We start from the raw sequence: 17,743 nt of genomic DNA, 5'->3' as shown, positions 1-17,743 counted from the left end.
GCTGCTGAAGCCGACGAATGTTCTGGGCAACCCCATTTCGCTGTTCCTTTCTTGAAGTCGTTGGTTGAGCATTGTCGATAACCTCAAACGGTCAGTGCTGAGACGGGGCCACCGCTGCGAGCCGTTTCTCTCGGGTTGCTAACACGTGACTTTTGCCCGCCTGATAAGTATCAACCTCCCATTGAGCAATGAAGGCTCCCATAAAATGATTCTCGAACGTCTCGGCTTGCGTGGCGTCTCCGACCGCAAAATAGCAGTTGGCCAAAGTCGCATACACCCAGCGTCTGTCGCTGCGTTCAATGAAATCGGGAGACTCCAGCACAGGCAACAGAATCCTCAAAATCGCTTCACGGATTTTCTGCGCGCACATGAAGTCGAACATTCTCTCCGCGTCTTCTGTTTGTATTTGCGCTCGAAACTCGAAGCACAGCGCAAGGTTTTCGCCGTTGTAATAGTCACGCTTGACCTCAAAGCCTCGGCGATAAAAAGCAATGGCGGAGTCAAGTGAAGCTCTATCACCCTCAAGCAGCCAGATTCGCTTGACGATCGCTCCCGCAATGCCAACAGTCTCGGGGTCATTCGAGCTTTCAGGATTGAGGGGGCTAAGCACTTCCATGGCAGCTCGCAGCGCGGCGAGCTCATTAGGAATCTTTGACTTATAGGTGCTCAGTGCAAGCTTTTGCAAAATATCAGGCTCACCAGGCTTCATATCCCTTGCAGCAGCAAACTCTACGCTGGCAGCATGATGTTGACTCTGCCGCATCAACTTTTCACCTTCGCGCATGTGATGAAAAAGTCGTTGTTGAGCGGCTTCTGCTTCATCGACCAACTCTTCAAACTCTTCATCCGACATACTCGGCGAGCGCAACCTGGGCAGGAACGTATAAACTGGACTGTCGATAGCCTGGGCGGCCATCACGGCCTCAATCAGGTTACCCAGGGCCTCCGTGGCGCGCCGCGCCTCACGTGCAAGAATGTCCTCACCAAAATGCGAATACTGGAAAGTGCTGATGTGATTGAGGTCAAAGTACAGCTTGCCCTTGTCCTCGCTCATGACGATGGTCGAATTCGGTCTCAGCGCGTGACGTACTCCCAGTTCGTAGACGGCGTTTACGTTTCCCGTGGAAATATCGGCGATGACCAGATCAGCCCTGAGCAGCAGGTCGTACATTTTTACGTCGATAAGTCCCGACTGCATGATCTCGTCAGCCCGAACGCAGCGTAAGCCGCGGCTGGTGACAGCGGGCTCGATAATCGTTTCGTACGTTGCATTCAGGTCGAGCGTGCGACCAGACTCATACTCGGTTTTCTTGCCATACCCCATCACGACAAAGCATAACTTCATCACAGCGATCTCTTACTCGCAAAAATGTTTGATCAAAATCGCGGCTGTCTATCGATCCTGTTCGAGCACAAGCTAAGCCCATGCAAGGCTCATTGATGAGCCCTCGAAAGATATGAAGCAACCACGAATTCGATCTCCGGCAAAAGGGCAAATCTGAATCGTGCGACGCACATAGAGCATTGTTTTGAGGTCTGTCAGGCCAACGGCGGCTAAGGCAGACAACGGGGCTATCCCTACCATCTGGCGGATGATTTTTAGATTATTGGTTGATCATCAATGCTGGCCAAAACGCCTGGTTAATTACAAGACTGACCGCTTGGTTCGAGTTCTTCTTAACCCCGTCCATGAGCGCTTTGTTGTAGCTAAAATCATAAATAAACTTAGGATCGTCCGAGTTGATTCGAATGCCCAGGAATCCATACCAAAGCAGCAGATCTACCGCGCGACTCGCCTTCTGCTGATCAAGCCCAGACTTAAGGAGAGTATCCATCACCTGCTGCTCAGAAAGGTCGGCGGATGATGCGACGAAAGCGTAGAGAAGGCCTTCAGTCTCATCGGACACGTCCTGAAGCTCGTAGCCAATATCGCGCAGCAGATCCGCTGAATAGGCCGCGATGCCTTTCTCAATGTCGCTGCCTTCGATAATCTCGTGGTTGAGGTTGATGGCAAAGCTCTTGCAATGATTGATCAGATTCAAGAGAAAGCGTGGTCTCATCAAGGAACGCTCTATCAGAAACTGAGACGTTTCCTCGCCCTTGTAATGGCTTACAAAAAGCCGCAGCCAGGCCGACTTGAAGTCCAGGTCTTCTTCAAGACCGTTGGACACGATTCGCAAACGAACGAGCTCGCGTAACAAGTCAGAATCCGTCCAATCCAGCACCACACTGGCTTCCTTGCCGCGGTCAGACGTCTCCTTGACCAGCAGCTCGTAGACGTCGTTGCGTAGGAACACTACCGAGCGCACCTTGATGTTGTCGCTGCTGAACTGACGTTCAATTTTTCGCGTAGCGTCGATCAAAGCTCTGACCATAAGCAGGTCTTCATGCTTCAGTCCGGACGTTGGCCAGCCATTATCAATATTGTCGAAGAGAAGCCATAGCACCTGCTTGTTCTCAAGGTAACGTCCCAGCTTTTGTTTGAGTTGCTTTACGTCATGCTTGTACAGGAGTTCGGTCACTTCGAATGAGCTCAGATTGACGCTTTTGGTTGAACCGTACTTGGATTGGTATTCGGAGTAGATTTTCTCCATGAGCATCGACATGCGCTCAGAAAAATCGCCTTCTGAATCGTAATCTTCTCCCCGATACAGCTCGGCGAGCTCGCGATAGCCTTCATACAGCCTATGATCATGGATGTGACGCTGTTTGTCTTTTTCCAAAATCTTGTAGCAAATTTCCAGCAGTAGCACGTACTCCCAAAACGCCGTGATTGTGTGCTGGTAGGTGCCTTCGGAAAGAAACTGAAGGATGCGTTCTTTGAATTTGATGAGTTTGTAGCCGTCTGGCTTCAAATCCAAAACGATATTCTTGTTACGGTTTTTGTCGCGCTCGGCATCCCTGATTTGAAGAAAGATGGCTGATTTTCCAGAACCCTTACGACCGACGACCAAATGCGCCTCGCCACGCAACGATTTCAGAAACTGATCGGTCTCCAGATAATAACGTTCGAGATCCCGCATTTCGTTCTCGGCAGATGTCGCGCCGAGGTTGAGTTTTTTGATAAATGACCGCTCGGGTTTCGCGCCAGAAGCCTCAAGCTGCTGAAACGCTTGGGTCACATCGGACGCAAACACCTCAATGGCGCGGTTAACATCATTCGGATGGTAGGTAACCTGGACAAAGTCTCGATAATCCACTGGGACCGGCTCATCGCCTGACTGAAGAATGCACATCGCCTTGCCCATGCCATCGGCCAAACCAGCAATGAAGGCGGCTCGCATGTTGTGGATGGCCGCTCCTGTCGCCCCAGTAGATAGCAACGGAACCACAACTCCATAGGATTGTGCGACCTGATTGATCGCGTCATAGGCCGAAAGCCTGGGAGTTTCGTTTGGATCAAAGTTACGGAAGATGAAGCCGCCCTTTTTGATTCTCGAGATGATGCGGGTCGACCAGTCGGTTTTGTGCGGTGTATCCAACAAATAAACCGGTGCCTTGAGATTGAGCGCAGCAGACACGTCAATCGATTTCCAGGCTGACGCGTTGTTCAAGAAACCGCTCAGCTCAGGCGAGTTCTGGTATTCCTGAAACCCAAGGGTGTCAAAAATACCGACATCGGAAATTTTCAACCCCTGCGACTGGAGGCTTTTGTTTTTGACAAGCAGAACGCGCTTTGATTTACCAAGGGCGTAGCCAATTTCATACGTGACGTTGAAATTTAGCTCACTGATGTCAGCAACCAGGAAATCGGCTGCATCAATACTTGCCAGCACTTCGTCAGAGATGAAGTGACCGACGATGTCCAAGGCCCTCCAGGTAGACACAACCGTTTTCGTATTGGTTCTTGAGCTGGTAGCAACAGCACTCTCAATGGTTTGCCCTATCTCGGCAGGCGTTGACGCGTAAGCAAAAAAGCCAATGACGTCCTTCATATCCTTTCCCTGAAATAACAACCGGTTGTTCTCGTGTCTTCAGGATAACGACCACCATGCCGATGGTAAATGGCTATCAGTATGCCCATCACATGCTAGAGCTAGGATCAAGACCACTAGTTGGTGTCGAAGGCCCCCGGATCGTACACGTAGCCTGGCTTCCAGGCAGTCATAGGTTCAGCGACCACCTCTCTTGGGCTATAGATCTCGGCCGCTTGCTTTGCGTCTCCACGACAGAGATGAATCACATCTTTCGCCTGCTGCTTGGCTTTGCATTACGGCGGGATCTTCTCCCACAAGATTGCGCCCATGCTGGGCGCACCGAAAAAGGACCCGAAGTTCCTGATTTCAACTAACGCCCACGTTGCTGCTTATGCCAAAGCTGTCGCTAGCTCACAGCCCTTGAGATACCAAAGCTACCTAGATCTAGAATATCCGTGGGAGTAAATGTGGGAGTATTTTTTCAGACATGAAAAAGCCCAACCTGTGAAGATTGGGCTAAGTCATTGAAAAATATGGTCGGGACGGAGTGATTCGAACACTCGACCCCTAGCACCCCATGCTAGTGCGCTACCGGACTGCGCTACGCCCCGACTAGGCGTGTTACTGGGTTTGCTTCTTAACGAAGCGAACCGGAATATACCGCAAGCTTTTGAAATGTGGAAGTATTTTTAAAGCTTGAATCATTTTTTCAGCACCACCAGTACATCTTCCAATTCGGAGATCATCTGGCGGATCAGTTGCTTGTATTGGGTGGTGTCGTCTTTGGCTTCATCACCGGACATACGCTGGCGTGCGCCGCTGATGGTGAACCCCTGGTCGTACAGCAACGCGCGGATCTGTCGGATCATCAGCACGTCCTGGCGCTGATAATACCGACGGTTCCCGGTGCGTTTGACGGGGTTGAGTTGAGGAAACTCCTGCTCCCAATAGCGCAGCACGTGCGGTTTTACCGCACACAGCTCGCTGACTTCACCAATGGTGAAGTAGCGTTTGCCTGGGATGACGGGTAGCTCGTCGTTATGACTTGGTTCCAGCATAAGCCTCAACTCGGGCCTTCAACTTCTGCCCTGGACGAAAGGTGACCACACGGCGAGCCGTGATCGGGATTTCTTCTCCCGTTTTGGGATTGCGGCCAGGCCGCTGGCGTTTGTCTCGCAGGTCAAAATTGCCGAAACCGGACAATTTGACCTGTTCGTTGTCTTCCAGAGCGTGTCTGATCTCTTCAAAAAACAGCTCGACCAATTCCTTGGCCTCGCGCTTGTTCAGACCCAACTCTTCGTACAGACGTTCCGCCATCTCAGCTTTCGTCAAAGCCCCCATACGTCACTTCCTTAACGTGGCGTTCAACCTTTGTTCGAGCGAGGTGAGGATATTTTGCGTCGTGGTATTCACCTCATCGTCATTAAGAGTGCGCGATGGATGCTGCCAGGTCAAGCCAACTGCAAGGCTTTTTCTATGCGGATCAATGCCTTTACCCTGATAGACGTCAAATAGCCTGAGGTCTGTCAGCCATTCCCCTGCATTTTCACGGATTACATCCAGAACTGCAGTGGCGGCGACTTCACGGTCGGCAATCAGGGCCAGGTCGCGACGCACTTCAGGGAAGCGCGACAACTCGCTGAATTTAGGCATTTTGCCCGACGCAACTTCAGCCAAGACTAGCTCAAACACGAAGACTGGACGGTCCAGACCCAAGGTTTTCGACAGTTCTGGGTGAATGGCGCCGACGAAGCCCACCAGGCGACCTTCGCGCTCGATACGTGCAGTCTGGCCTGGATGCAAGGCTGGGTGGCTGCCCGGTACGAACGTAAAGGCGTCCAGCGCACCGGCAAAGCCCAGCACCGCTTCCACGTCAGCCTTGACGTCGAAGAAGTCCACGACCTCACGGCCTTGCGCCCAGCCTTCCGGCAGACGGCTGCCGCAGACAACACCCGCCAGCATTGGCTCTTGCTTCAAGCCATCGAGCTGGCCGACGAAACGCAAGCCGCTTTCGAACAGGCGCACGCGGTCTTGCTGGCGGTTCAGATTGTGGGAAAGTGCCTTCACCAGGCCCGGCCACAACGACGAACGCATGGCGGCCATGTCGTTGGAGATCGGGTTGGCCAGCAGCAACGGCTCAACGCCAGGGTTGAACAGTTCGAACTGTTTTGGATCGATGAAGCTATACGTCACGGCTTCCTGGTAACCACGGGCAACCAGCAAGCGACGCAGTTCAGGCAGGTGCGCACGCGCTTCGGCCTTGGGTTGCGGTGCCAGGCGTGCTTGCGGATAGCGAACCGGCAGGCGGTTGTAGCCGTACAGGCGCGCCAGCTCTTCGATCAGGTCGACTTCCAGGCTGATGTCGAAGCGATGGCTAGGTACTGCAACCTGCCACTGCCCTTCCCCGCCCGCAGAAATACCCAGGCCGAGCGCGGACAGCAGTTGCTCGATTTCAGCCGGCTCAATGACCAGGCCGAGCATCTGCTCAACGCTTTTGGCACGCAAGGTGATCGGCGCAATCGACGGCAGGTACTGTTCGTTGACGGTCTCGGTGATCGGGCCGGCTTCGCCACCGGTGATTTCCAGCAGCAGGCCGGTGGCGCGCTCCATGGCTTCACGGGCGAGTTTCCAGTCCACGCCACGCTCGTAGCGGTGCGACGCATCGGTGTGCAGGCCGTAGGAACGGGCCTTGCCTGCGATCGCGATCTGGTCGAAGAACGCGCTTTCAAGGAACACGTCACGGGTGGTCGCGGATACACCGCTGTGCTCGCCCCCCATCACGCCGGCGATTGCCAGGGCGCGAGCGTGGTCGGCGATGACCAGAGTATCGGCACGCAGGCTGACTTCCTGGCCATCGAGCAACACCAGCTTTTCGCCCTCTTCGGCCATACGCACGCGGATGCCGCCGTTGATTTCGGCGAGATCAAACGCGTGCAACGGCTGGCCGAGCTCCAGCATCACGTAGTTGGTGATGTCGACGGCGGCGTCGATGCTGCGCACGTCGGCACGACGCAGGCGCTCGACCATCCACAGCGGGGTTGGCTTGGACAGGTCGACGTTACGGATCACACGCCCCAGGTAACGCGGGCAAGCGTTGGGGGCCAATACTTCAATCGAGCGGACTTCGTCGTGTACCGCCGGCACGGCAGCCACCACTGGACGAGTGACAGGCGCGTTGTACAGCGCACCCACTTCACGGGCCAGGCCAGCCAGGGACAGGCAGTCACCGCGGTTGGGGGTCAGGTCGACCTCGATGCTGGCGTCTTCCAGCTCCAGGTAAGCACGAATGTCCTGGCCCACTGGCGCGTCGGCCGGCAGCTCCATCAGGCCATCATTGCCCTCACCTACTTGCAGCTCGGCCTGGGAGCACAGCATGCCGTTGGATTCAACGCCACGTAGCTTGGCCTTCTTGATCTTGAAGTCGCCCGGCAACTGGGCGCCGATCATGGCGAACGGGATTTTCAGGCCCGGGCGCACGTTAGGCGCTCCGCACACGACCTGAAAGGTTTCCGAGCCGTTGCTGACCTGGCACACACGCAATTTGTCGGCATCCGGGTGCTGCTCGGTGCTCAACACCTCGCCCACCACCACGCCACTGAAAACACCGGCGGCCGGCGTAACGCTATCGACCTCAAGACCGGCCATCGACAGACGAGCAACCAGCTCGTCGCGATCTACCTGCGGGCTTACCCAGCCACGCAGCCATTGTTCACTGAATTTCATCCTGCTCTCCTAAAGATTCGTTACGACTAGCGAAATTGCGCGAGGAACCGCAAGTCGTTGTCGAAGAACAGACGCAAGTCGTTCACGCCGTAACGCAGCATGGCCAGACGCTCAACGCCCATGCCGAAGGCAAAGCCCGAGAACTCTTCCGGGTCGATCCCGGACATGCGCAGCACGTTGGGGTGAACCATGCCGCAGCCCATCACTTCCAGCCAGCCGGTCTGCTTGCACACGCGGCAGCCTTTACCGCTGCACATCACGCATTCCATGTCGACTTCTGCCGATGGCTCGGTGAACGGGAAGAACGAAGGACGGAAACGTACCGCCAACTCTTTTTCGAAGAACACCCGCAGGAACTCTTCGATGGTGCCTTTGAGGTCGGCGAAATTGATATCGCGATCAACCAGCAGGCCTTCGACCTGGTGGAACATCGGCGAATGGGTGATATCCGAGTCGCTACGGTACACACGGCCTGGGCAGACAATGCGGATCGGCGGCTTGTTCGCTTCCATGGTGCGGACCTGTACCGGCGAGGTATGGGTGCGCAGCAGCATGTTGGCGTTGAAATAGAAGGTGTCGTGCATCGACCGGGCCGGGTGATGGCCTGGGATGTTGAGCGCCTCGAAGTTGTGGTAGTCGTCTTCGACCTCAGGGCCTTCGGCAATGCCGTAGCCGATGTGGGTAAAGAACTGTTCGATACGTTCCAGAGTCCGGGTGATCGGATGCAGACCGCCCGAGGCCTGGCCACGACCAGGCAAGGTCACGTCAATGGACTCGGCGGCGAGCTTGGCCGCAAGATCGGCCTCCTCGAGCGACGCCTTGCGCGCATTGAGAACCTCTGTGACACGCTCCTTGGCGACGTTGATCAGCGCACCGACTTGCGGACGCTCTTCAGCGGGCAGATTTCCCAGGGTCTTCATCACCTGAGTCAATTCACCTTTCTTGCCAAGGTAGTGAACCCGGATTTGCTCCAGGGCATTTACATCTTCAGCGCTTTGCACAGCCTCAAGGGCTTGGGCGACGAGCGCGTCCAGGTTTTCCATGTACAGACTCCAGATACAAAATAGGGGAAGAGCTTGAAGGCTCTTCCCCTATTTATGACGTTTACCACCTTGGGCCACAGGAGTAGCCCAGGGTGACTGTCGGGGGTACTTAAGCCAAGGAGGCTTTAGCTTTCTCGACAATCGCAGCAAACACCGCTTTTTCGTTCACGGCCAGTTCAGCCAGAACCTTACGGTCGATTTCGATGGACGCTTTTTTCAGGCCAGCGATGAAACGGCTGTAGGACAGACCGTTAACACGTGCACCAGCGTTGATACGAGCGATCCACAGAGCGCGGAACTGACGTTTTTTCTGACGACGGTCGCGGTAGGCGTATTGGCCTGCCTTGATTACCGCTTGCTTGGCAACACGGAATACGCGTGAACGCGCGCCGTAGTAGCCTTTAGCAAGTTTCAGAATTTTTTTGTGACGCTTACGGGCCATGACGCCACGCTTTACACGAGCCATGAGTTACTTCCTCTATTCTTGAACCAAAATTAACGAAGGCGCAGCATGCGCTCGACTTTTGCCACGTCAGACGGATGCAGCAAGCTGCTACCGCGCAGTTGACGCTTACGCTTGGTCGACATTTTGGTCAGGATGTGGCTCTTGAAAGCGTGCTTGTGCTTGATGCCGTTAGCAGTTTTCAGAAACCGCTTAGCAGCACCACTTTTAGTTTTCATCTTTGGCATGTTCGGTACTCCGCATTCAGTTGATAAACATAATCAGAAGGCCTGCCGTGCCCTGTTGATTACTTCTTCTTTTTCGGGGCGATGACCATAATAAGCTGGCGTCCTTCCATCTTAGGATGCTGTTCGACCGAACCGTACTCGAGCAGGTCAGCTTCAACCCGCTTGAGGAGTTCCATCCCCAGCTCCTGGTGGGCCATCTCACGGCCGCGGAATCGCAAGGATACCTTGGCCCTGTCCCCATCACTCAGGAAACGTACCAGGTTGCGCAGTTTTACCTGGTAATCCCCTTCCTCCGTCCCTGGACGAAACTTGATTTCTTTTACTTGAATCTGCTTCTGGTTCTTCTTCGCTGCGGCAACCTGCTTCTTCTTTTCGAAGATCGATTTGCCGTAGTCCATCACCCGACAAACAGGTGGGATTGCATCGGCGGAGATTTCCACCAGGTCCAGCTTGGACTCTTCTGCAATACGAAGCGCTTCATCAATCGAGACGATGCCAATCTGCTCGCCATCAGCGCCAATTAACCGAACCTCGCGTGCCGAGATATTCTCGTTGATCGGGGCTTTCGGTGCAGCTCGTTTATCTTGTCTCATTTCACGCTTAATAATAATTACTCCGAATCTGGGCGACCACGCCGGGAAACCGCTTGCGCGAGGAACTCAGCGAACTGGGCGACGGGCATCGAGCCCAGGTCAGCACCTTCACGAGTACGCACAGCGACAGTCTGCATCTCGACTTCCCGATCTCCGATAACCAAGAGATAGGGAACCTTGAGCAAGGTATGCTCGCGGATTTTAAAGCCGATCTTTTCATTTCTCAAGTCGGACTTGGCACGAAACCCGCTTTCGTTGAGAGTTTTTTCAACTTCAGCGGCAAAATCTGCCTGTTTATCAGTGATATTCATGATCACTGCCTGGGTCGGAGCCAGCCACGCAGGGAACGCGCCCTCGTAGTGCTCGATCAGGATACCGACGAACCGTTCGAACGAGCCGAGGATCGCCCGGTGCAGCATAACCGGGTGTTTACGGCTGTTGTCTTCGGAGACGTATTCGGCTCCCAGACGGATCGGCAGGTTAAAATCGAGCTGCAGGGTACCACACTGCCAGACACGGCCAAGGCAATCTTTGAGCGAGAACTCGATCTTGGGACCGTAGAAGGCGCCCTCACCCGGCTGCAGATCGTATGCAAGGCCCGCACTGTCGAGTGCTGCCGCCAGTGCCGCTTCGGCGCGGTCCCACAGTTCGTCGGAACCAACGCGTTTTTCCGGACGAGTGGACAGCTTCATTTCGACTTCGGTAAAGCCGAAATCGCGATAAACATCCATGGTCAGCTTGATGAACGCTGCGGACTCGGCCTGCATCTGCTCTTCGGTGCAAAAGATGTGGGCGTCGTCCTGGGTGAAGCCACGCACGCGCATGATGCCGTGCAGCGCACCGGATGGCTCGTTACGGTGGCAGGCACCGAACTCGGCCAGGCGCATCGGCAACTCGCGGTAGCTCTTCAGGCCCTGGTTGAAGACCTGCACGTGGCACGGGCAGTTCATCGGCTTGATGGCGTAGTCGCGGTTTTCCGACTGGGTGGTGAACATGTTGTCGGCATAGTTGGCCCAGTGCCCGGATTTCTCCCACAGGCTGCGATCAACCACCTGTGGAGTCTTGATCTCCAGGTAGCCGTTTTCGCGCTGAACCTTGCGCATGTACTGCTCAAGCACCTGGTACAGGGTCCAGCCATTCGGGTGCCAGAACACCATGCCCGGCGCTTCTTCCTGAAGGTGGAACAGGTTCAGGCGCTTGCCGATCTTGCGGTGGTCGCGTTTTTCGGCTTCTTCGATGCGCTGGATATAGGCGGCCAGCTGCTTCTTGTCAGCCCAGGCCGTGCCGTAGATCCGTTGCAGTTGTTCGTTCTTCGCATCACCGCGCCAGTAGGCACCGGACAGCTTGGTCAGCTTGAACGACTTGAGAAAGCGCGTGTTCGGCACGTGCGGGCCACGGCACATGTCGACGTATTCTTCGTGGTAGTACAGGCCCATGGCCTGCTCGTCCGGCATGTCTTCCACCAGGCGCAGCTTGTAGTCTTCGCCACGCGCGGTAAACACATCGATCACTTCGGCACGCGGGGTGACTTTCTTGATGACGTCGTAATCTTTTTCGATCAGCGCGTGCATACGCTGCTCGATGGCCGCCAGGTCGTCCGGAGTAAAAGGACGCTCATAGGCGATGTCGTAATAGAAGCCTTCTTCAATGACCGGGCCGATCACCATCTTGGCGGTTGGGTACAGTTGCTTGACCGCATGGCCAATCAAGTGCGCGCAAGAGTGGCGAATGATCTCCAGCCCCTCTTGATCCTTGGGCGTGATGATTTGCAGGCTGACGTCGCTGGTGATCAGGTCGCTGGCGTCAACCAGCTTGCCGTCGACCTTGCCGGCCACGGTGGCCTTGGCCAGGCCTGCACCAATGGATGCGGCGACCTCGGCTACGGAAACCGGATGATCGAATGAACGTTGACTGCCGTCGGGAAGAGTAATAGTTGGCATGGCGCCTCCTCTCCTAGTGGTGACCCCTACCAAAGGTCACGTGGGTTGGGATGAGCCAGTACAAGATCCAACACCAGGCCGTTCAATGATGAACGCCTGCCTTACAGCGGCAGGAGCCTTTCGGCCAACCGATAATCGAACCAGAGTGACTGGAGTGAACAAAAAGAACCTGGCAAGGCGGCAAATGGCGCGCCGGGAAATAGCCAGGCGAGGATGCTAGCACAGATGAACGGTCATCGCGTCGGCCAAGCGTTGGGTAAAGAGCAATTCATGGCTTTATAGCTGCGAAAGTGAACTTGAGCTGTACGTGAGGCCTCAAAGCCACTGAGAATCGCCGTTCGTCCTCGACCCAAAGGAGCATCCCATGATGCGTTTTACCTCTACCCTCGCTGTCGCCGCTACCCTGAGCCTCCTTTCCCTCGGCGCGCAGGCTGCAGCCCCTTCCAACTGGCCAGCCGGCGCCCGTGACGCCTTCGTCAACGACTGCAGTGCCGCCGCCAGCCAGAACGTGGACGTCAAAACTGCCAAAGCCCACTGTGAATGTGGCGCTGACAAGATCAATGCCGAATTGAGCACTGCCGAGATCAAGGAATTGATGACCAACCAGAACGCCAGCCCGGAGCTTAAAAACAAAGCGGTCGCGGCTATTTCGTCCTGCAAAGTGGTGAAGAAAAAGTAAGATTGGCTGACGATTCGACGGCCATTTCGCTGAAAAAACAGCCTGAAAACTGCCATTTCGCACAAATTATGCAGGTTTTACGGCTTTTTTTAACAGCTGATATTTCGTCGCAAAGCCCCGTAAATCGGGGCTTTCAGCCTGAAGACCGATCAAACGCAAAGCGATTGATTAGCAAACAGTGCCTTGGGGGGGCTCCCAAGCCGAACATTTCGACTATGATAGCCCTGTGTGCCCAGTTGGCCTGAGCAGCACAGCACTACTGAAAATATATGTTTCTTGGAGATACACCATGTCTAATCGCCAAACCGGCACCGTTAAATGGTTCAACGATGAAAAAGGCTTCGGCTTCATCACTCCTCAAGGTGGCGGTGACGACCTGTTCGTACACTTCAAAGCTATCGAAAGCGACGGTTTCAAAAGCCTGAAAGAAGGCCAAACCGTTTCCTTCGTGGCTGAGAAAGGCCAAAAGGGTATGCAAGCTGCACAGGTTCGCGGCGAGTAATTCTCCGCTGAGCTAAAAAAACCCCGTCCATGTGACGGGGTTTTTTATGGGTGATGCAAAAGCCGCATCAGCCGCAGTTGACCCGGTTGATCACCAGATTGTTGTCGGTGTTCAGGTTCAAGCGGTCGGAGCGATACTCCAGCGTGATCATGTCGTTAGGCTTGAGAATGCGCGCATTCTGCGCGCCGGCACGCGTGCGGGCTTGCTCCAGCAATTGAGGCGAGGCTTTCTGGCCGATGGCGAACTCTGCAGCCTTCGACTCACAGCGGCTATGACCGGCATCGGTCGCAGTGGCAGCTTTGCCTGGCTCAGAGGCACCCGGGGTACTGCAACCCGCCAACGCGAGCGCAGCCAACAAAGTACCGAATGATGCGAGCTTCCAAGGCATGAAGCCTCCTATGATAAAAAGTGGACAGAGATCGTGCGACAGCAGTCAAAGCGATTGGTTTCAAGACGTTAACCGCCTGTAGGCAAGTCTGCCTGAGTCCCGGCCTGCAATCGCTCGGTGAATCGTGACTAGATATGAACGTATTCAGTAGATGTCGATGTAGTCCGACGAAGGCGTAGGCCAATTCTGCTTCAGTGCGTTGAAAATCTGCATAACCCAGACTTCATCGCTGGCTGCCACCCTGCCGACATAGCCGGAACCTTTGGCCCAGGTCTCCAGGCGAAACAGCAGGCCATCGATATCGGCACCCCCGACTACGCCGGAAGAAATGTAGGCGACGCCTTTTTTGGTCACCCGCAGTTGGGTATGTTCGTCGTCACTGGCGCTGCCAAGCAGTTGGCGCACGGCGTCCAGCGTCAGGTTTTCGGGCTTGCTCAAATCGATTTGCACGCGGTGTTTCCCGGCCATTTAACAGGCCGACAGTGTCGCACAGCCGCTACGTCATGCCTAAGTAGCAGTGCCAAATGCCGTACAAAATGCTTAACTGCGCCCCTCTGGAACAGCGTTCCAGTGCACTGCCCCGCATTTTCAGCCCGTGAGATTTCCATGACCACCGTAACGCTTCAAGCCGACATCAAAGCCAAGTGGCCCCAAGGGCAAAGTTCCTACAGCCCCGGAAGCCCGGAAGAACTGGCGATCATTGGTATCGACCTGCTGGTCAAGGAGCTGGGCACCCAGGCGGCGCAAGCGTTCATCGGCCAGATATTCGAGAAATACCCGGCCGACTACGGGGGCGCCCAAGGGCGCGAATAAGAACCGGACGACGAGCGCCGCCCGGCAAAACACCTTACTTCAGACGCGCCAGGCGCTCGGTCAGCAGATCGAAGAAGCCCTGGGCGTCGCCATTCTCAACCCAGAACACATTTTTGGGCTGCTTGAGGCCGTCGTACCAATCGACGATGGTCTGGCCGAAGGTCGGGCCTTCGCGGCTGTCGACCACCACATTGGCCTCACGGCCGCTGAACAGCGAAGGCTTGAGCAGGTACGCCACCACGGTAGCGTCGTGGACCGGGCCACCGGGAATGCCGTAGTGCTCCATATCGCCTTTGACGTACTCATTCAGAATACTGCTGACCACCTTGCTCGCGTTGTTGTTCAGGTCGGCAATCTTCTTCAGGCGGGCGTCGCTGGTGAGGACTTTATGGGTCACGTCCAACGGCAGGTAAGTCAATTTCACACCGCTTTTGAGCACGATCTCCGCCGCCACCGGATCGGCGAACAGGTTGAACTCAGCCACAGGGGTGATATTGCCACCATTGAAGTGCGCGCCGCCCATCACGACCACTTCCTTGATGCCCTGGGTGATTTCGGGCGCTTGGGTCAGGGCCAGTGCCAGGTTGGTCTGCGGGCCGAGCATGGCGATGGTGATGCTGTGCGGCTTGGCGCTGCTCAGGGTCTTGATCAGGTAGTCGACCGCATTGCCTTCGGCCAGGCCTTTTTTCGGCTCATGCACCGTGACGCCCGAGATGCCTTCCTTGCCATGGATATTCTCGGCGTAGATCGGTTTGCGCAGCAGCGGCGCTGGCGCACCGGCGTACACCGGGATGTCCTCGCGCCCTGCCCACTCACGTGCCAGGCGCGCGTTGCGCGAGGTCTTGTCCAGGCGCACATTGCCAGCGACGGTGGTCAGCGCACGAATGCTCAACTCCTGCGGCGAAGCCATGGCGAACAGCAAGGCCACCACATCGTCGGCACCCGGGTCGGTGTCGATGATCAGGTCGATTTTTTCCGCCGCTTGGGCGCTTGCAGCAGTGAGCGCGGACAAAAGCAGAACACTCCGGAACAGGTTTTTCAGGGTAGGTAGACCACGTTGCATAAAGCACTCCTTGTCATAGGGGGGACGCTAGAACGTTACGCCGGACACCAGCGCGATATTGCAGTACGGCTGGCACTCGCCAGTGCGCACCACGGCGCGGGCATTGCGGCTCAATTGCTTGAATTGGTCATGGCTGAGCAGGCGGCGCTCACCCAGTGCAGCCTGCTCTGTGAGCGCATTTAGCGCGGTCAGCGCGGGCGGTTGCTTCAGCAGGATCTCTTCTGCCAGCACATGGCTTTCCACCTGCATTTCGCTAAGCACGATGCGCAAGGTGCTGATGAAGTCCGGGATGCCCTGGGTCAGTGCCAGGTCGATCAATTCGACGCCAGGAGGTACCGGCAGGCCGGCATCGCCGATGACCAGGATGTCACCGTGGCCCAGGGACGCGATCACGCGCGACAGGGCGATGTTGAGCAAAGGTGTCTTTTTCATGCGGGCACAAAACCTTGTACGTCGTGCAGCGTAGGAATGGAAGGCTGAGCGCCGGCGCGGGTCACTGACAACGCCGCCGCCACCTGGCCAAAACGGATCGCCTCAGCTTCGCTCTGGCCCGCGGCCAGCGCGGCGGCAAAGCCACCGACAAAGGTATCGCCAGCAGCGGTGGTATCCACAGCTTTGACCTTCGGCGCCACCAGGTGCTCAAAGCCCTTGCCGTCGGCAAACAGCGCGCCCTGGGCGCCCAGGGTGATGATGACCTTACCAGCGCCTGCCCGGATCAGCGCGGTCGCGGCGACCTTGGCGCTGTCGAGGCAGTCGACCGTCACGCCGCTCAGGGCGCTGGCCTCGCTTTCATTGGGGATCAGATAATCGATCGAGGCATACCAGTCAGCGGGCAACGGTCCGCTTGCCGGGGCCGGATTGAGGATGACGGTCTTGCCCAGCTCGCGCGCCCGCTTGAGCGCATACCCAACGGTCTCCATTGGCACCTCAAGCTGGCAGATGATCACGTCTGCCGTCTGCAGCACAGCGTCGCACGTTCGCAGCGACGCAGGCGTCAACTCACCGTTGCTGCCGGCCACAATGACAATGGCGTTCTGGCTGCTGTCATCGACCACGATCAACGCCACACCGCTGGAGCCCTCCACCGTGCTGACTGCCTGGCAATCGATGCCTTCGACCAGCAGCGCATCGCGCAATTGGCTGCCGTAGGCGTCGGTACCGATGCACCCCACCATTGCGACACTGGCGCCCAGGCGTGCCGAGGCGACGGCCTGGTTGGCGCCCTTACCACCGGGCACAGTGGAGAACGTCTGGCCGATCAGGGTTTCACCGGCACGCGGCAGGCGACTGGCGCGGGTGACCAGGTCCATGTTCAAGCTGCCTATTACCACTACTTTTGCTGGCATACATCAGTACTCATCAATTCGGTTCAGCGGTATTGGGCGAACACATCAGCCAATGGCGCGGTCGACTCACGCAAAACAATACTGGGCGTCACGATACGTTGATCGATCGGCAGTTGGGGTGTTGCTATTCGTTGCAGTAATAATTCGGCGGCCGTCTCACCCAATTGCAGGATCGACTGGCCGACCGTTGTCAGCGCCGGGTAGACGTAGCGCCCCATCTGAATGTCATCGAAACCGATGACCGACAGCTCGCCCGGCACCCGCACATTGCGCTCGGCGGCGGCGCGCAGCACGCCAAACCCAATCATATCGTTGCTGGCGAAAATCGCGCTGGGTGGGTGTTGCGATAATAACTGTACGGCTGCGGCATACCCGCCCGTGCTGGTGAAATCGCTTTCCAGGGTACGACTGGCCAACACCTCGATACCCGCCTCGCGCAATGCACGCTGGTAACCCGCCAGGCGCATCTGCGCCACGCGGGTATGCCCCGGGCCGCCGATACAGGCGATGTCCCGGTGGCCCAATTCCAACAAGTGCCGGGTCGCCAGGTAAGCGCCCTCCTCGTGATCGATGCGCACCAGGTCCACATCAATCCCATCCAGCGCCCGGTCGACAATCACCATGGGCGTGCGCACGGCACTCAAGCCTGCGGCAAGGCCACTGTCATCGCCGCCCACGGAGGTCACGATCAAGCCGTCGACGCGCTTTTCCAACAACACGCGCAAGTAACTGCGCTGTTTCTCTGCGTCGTCATCCGAGTTGCAAAGGATCACGCAATAGCCATTACGCTCGCAGTAATCCTCGATACCCCGGGCCAGTTCGGCAAAATACGGGTTGAGGCTGTTGGGCACCAGCAGGCCGATGGTCGCCGTGGTCTTGGCCTTGAGCGAGCGTGCGACGGCACTGGGCACGTAGTCCAACTGCTTGATCGCCGCCTCGACCTTGATGCGTACCGGCTCGCTCACTGGGCGCGTCTTGTTCACCACATGGGACACGGTGGTGTAGGAAATACCTGCAAGCGCTGCCACATCCTTGATCGTTGCCAT

19 protein-coding genes and 1 tRNA gene are annotated in these 17,743 nt (G+C 56.4%); 3 read left to right on the top strand and 17 right to left on the bottom strand.

What is annotated here, in order from left to right; translation table 11 throughout:
* Positions 1-91: 91 nt before the first annotated feature.
* The 11 genes from PSH76_RS08835 to thrS form a co-directional block, all read right to left on the bottom strand.
* Positions 92-1,345: a tetratricopeptide repeat-containing protein gene (locus PSH76_RS08835; RefSeq protein WP_020300933.1), complete on the bottom strand. Its 1,254-nt coding sequence runs from the start codon at positions 1,343-1,345 to the stop codon at positions 92-94.
* 259 nt (positions 1,346-1,604) lie between these two features.
* Complete coding sequence (locus PSH76_RS08830; RefSeq protein WP_020300934.1) at positions 1,605-3,935, bottom strand: P-loop ATPase, Sll1717 family; 2,331 nt, start codon at positions 3,933-3,935, stop codon at positions 1,605-1,607.
* A 516-nt stretch (positions 3,936-4,451) separates the two neighbouring features.
* Positions 4,452-4,528, bottom strand: a tRNA-Pro gene (locus PSH76_RS08825).
* A 90-nt stretch (positions 4,529-4,618) separates the two neighbouring features.
* Positions 4,619-4,975 (bottom strand): MerR family transcriptional regulator, encoded by a 357-nt coding sequence (locus tag PSH76_RS08820; protein WP_003174972.1) that lies wholly within the window; start codon positions 4,973-4,975, stop codon positions 4,619-4,621.
* Entirely contained in the window at positions 4,956-5,258 is a 303-nt protein-coding gene (ihfA, locus tag PSH76_RS08815; protein ID WP_002553164.1) for an integration host factor subunit alpha, read from the bottom strand. Before ihfA ends, PSH76_RS08820 begins: the two co-directional genes overlap by 20 nt.
* A gap of 3 nt (positions 5,259-5,261) precedes the next feature.
* Positions 5,262-7,640, bottom strand: coding sequence for a phenylalanine--tRNA ligase subunit beta (pheT, locus tag PSH76_RS08810; protein ID WP_305493935.1), 2,379 nt, complete (start codon positions 7,638-7,640; stop codon positions 5,262-5,264).
* A gap of 26 nt (positions 7,641-7,666) precedes the next feature.
* On the bottom strand, positions 7,667-8,683 hold the full coding sequence (gene pheS, locus PSH76_RS08805) for a phenylalanine--tRNA ligase subunit alpha (RefSeq protein ID WP_003192486.1): 1,017 nt from the start codon (positions 8,681-8,683) through the stop codon (positions 7,667-7,669).
* A gap of 109 nt (positions 8,684-8,792) precedes the next feature.
* Positions 8,793-9,149 (bottom strand): 50S ribosomal protein L20, encoded by a 357-nt coding sequence (rplT, locus tag PSH76_RS08800; protein WP_003192488.1) that lies wholly within the window; start codon positions 9,147-9,149, stop codon positions 8,793-8,795.
* Between the two features lie 29 nt (positions 9,150-9,178).
* Entirely contained in the window at positions 9,179-9,373 is a 195-nt protein-coding gene (gene rpmI / locus PSH76_RS08795; RefSeq protein WP_002553160.1) for a 50S ribosomal protein L35, read from the bottom strand.
* Between the two features lie 59 nt (positions 9,374-9,432).
* Positions 9,433-9,984 carry a translation initiation factor IF-3 gene (infC, locus tag PSH76_RS08790; protein ID WP_015884933.1) on the bottom strand — a complete coding sequence of 184 codons (552 nt, stop codon included), beginning with the start codon at positions 9,982-9,984 and terminating at the stop codon, positions 9,433-9,435.
* Positions 9,984-11,906, bottom strand: coding sequence for a threonine--tRNA ligase (thrS, locus tag PSH76_RS08785; RefSeq protein ID WP_020300935.1), 1,923 nt, complete (start codon positions 11,904-11,906; stop codon positions 9,984-9,986). Before thrS ends, infC begins: the two co-directional genes overlap by 1 nt.
* Positions 11,907-12,270: 364 nt before the next feature.
* Between thrS and PSH76_RS08780 the strand changes: the two genes are divergently transcribed.
* Positions 12,271-12,585, top strand: coding sequence for a hypothetical protein (locus tag PSH76_RS08780; protein ID WP_019820908.1), 315 nt, complete (start codon positions 12,271-12,273; stop codon positions 12,583-12,585).
* Positions 12,586-12,874: 289 nt separating this feature from the next.
* Positions 12,875-13,087: a cold-shock protein gene (locus tag PSH76_RS08775; RefSeq protein ID WP_003234260.1), complete on the top strand. Its 213-nt coding sequence runs from the start codon at positions 12,875-12,877 to the stop codon at positions 13,085-13,087.
* A 67-nt stretch (positions 13,088-13,154) separates the two neighbouring features.
* On the opposite strand, the gene PSH76_RS08770 is transcribed toward PSH76_RS08775, so the two are convergent.
* Positions 13,155-13,475, bottom strand: a complete 321-nt coding sequence (locus PSH76_RS08770; protein WP_003192494.1) for an I78 family peptidase inhibitor — start codon at positions 13,473-13,475, stop codon at positions 13,155-13,157.
* 144 nt (positions 13,476-13,619) lie between these two features.
* On the bottom strand, positions 13,620-13,925 hold the full coding sequence (locus PSH76_RS08765; RefSeq protein ID WP_305493934.1) for a hypothetical protein: 306 nt from the start codon (positions 13,923-13,925) through the stop codon (positions 13,620-13,622).
* Between the two features lie 156 nt (positions 13,926-14,081).
* Here PSH76_RS08765 and PSH76_RS08760 point away from each other — a divergent pair, with 156 nt between their 5' ends.
* Positions 14,082-14,288: a hypothetical protein gene (locus tag PSH76_RS08760; protein ID WP_032896210.1), complete on the top strand. Its 207-nt coding sequence runs from the start codon at positions 14,082-14,084 to the stop codon at positions 14,286-14,288.
* A 34-nt stretch (positions 14,289-14,322) separates the two neighbouring features.
* Here the strand turns inward: PSH76_RS08760 and PSH76_RS08755 are convergent, their stop codons facing one another.
* The 4 genes from PSH76_RS08755 to PSH76_RS08740 are packed head-to-tail and all read right to left on the bottom strand — an operon-like array spanning position 14,323 to position 17,743.
* Positions 14,323-15,351 (bottom strand): nucleoside hydrolase, encoded by a 1,029-nt coding sequence (locus PSH76_RS08755; RefSeq protein ID WP_044275163.1) that lies wholly within the window; start codon positions 15,349-15,351, stop codon positions 14,323-14,325.
* A gap of 27 nt (positions 15,352-15,378) precedes the next feature.
* A complete protein-coding gene (gene rbsD, locus PSH76_RS08750; protein ID WP_019820905.1) occupies positions 15,379-15,783 on the bottom strand; it encodes a D-ribose pyranase in 405 nt (134 codons plus the stop codon).
* Entirely contained in the window at positions 15,780-16,697 is a 918-nt protein-coding gene (rbsK, locus tag PSH76_RS08745) for a ribokinase (RefSeq protein WP_305493933.1), read from the bottom strand. The genes rbsD and rbsK overlap by 4 nt, the downstream gene beginning before the upstream one ends.
* A 23-nt stretch (positions 16,698-16,720) precedes the next feature.
* Positions 16,721-17,743, bottom strand: coding sequence for a LacI family DNA-binding transcriptional regulator (locus PSH76_RS08740; protein ID WP_003192500.1), 1,023 nt, complete (start codon positions 17,741-17,743; stop codon positions 16,721-16,723).

The organism is Pseudomonas sp. FP215 (assembly GCF_030687795.1).
GTDB classification, from domain to species: domain Bacteria; phylum Pseudomonadota; class Gammaproteobacteria; order Pseudomonadales; family Pseudomonadaceae; genus Aquipseudomonas; species Aquipseudomonas salmasensis.
This window is presented reverse-complemented; position numbering and strand designations above follow the sequence as displayed.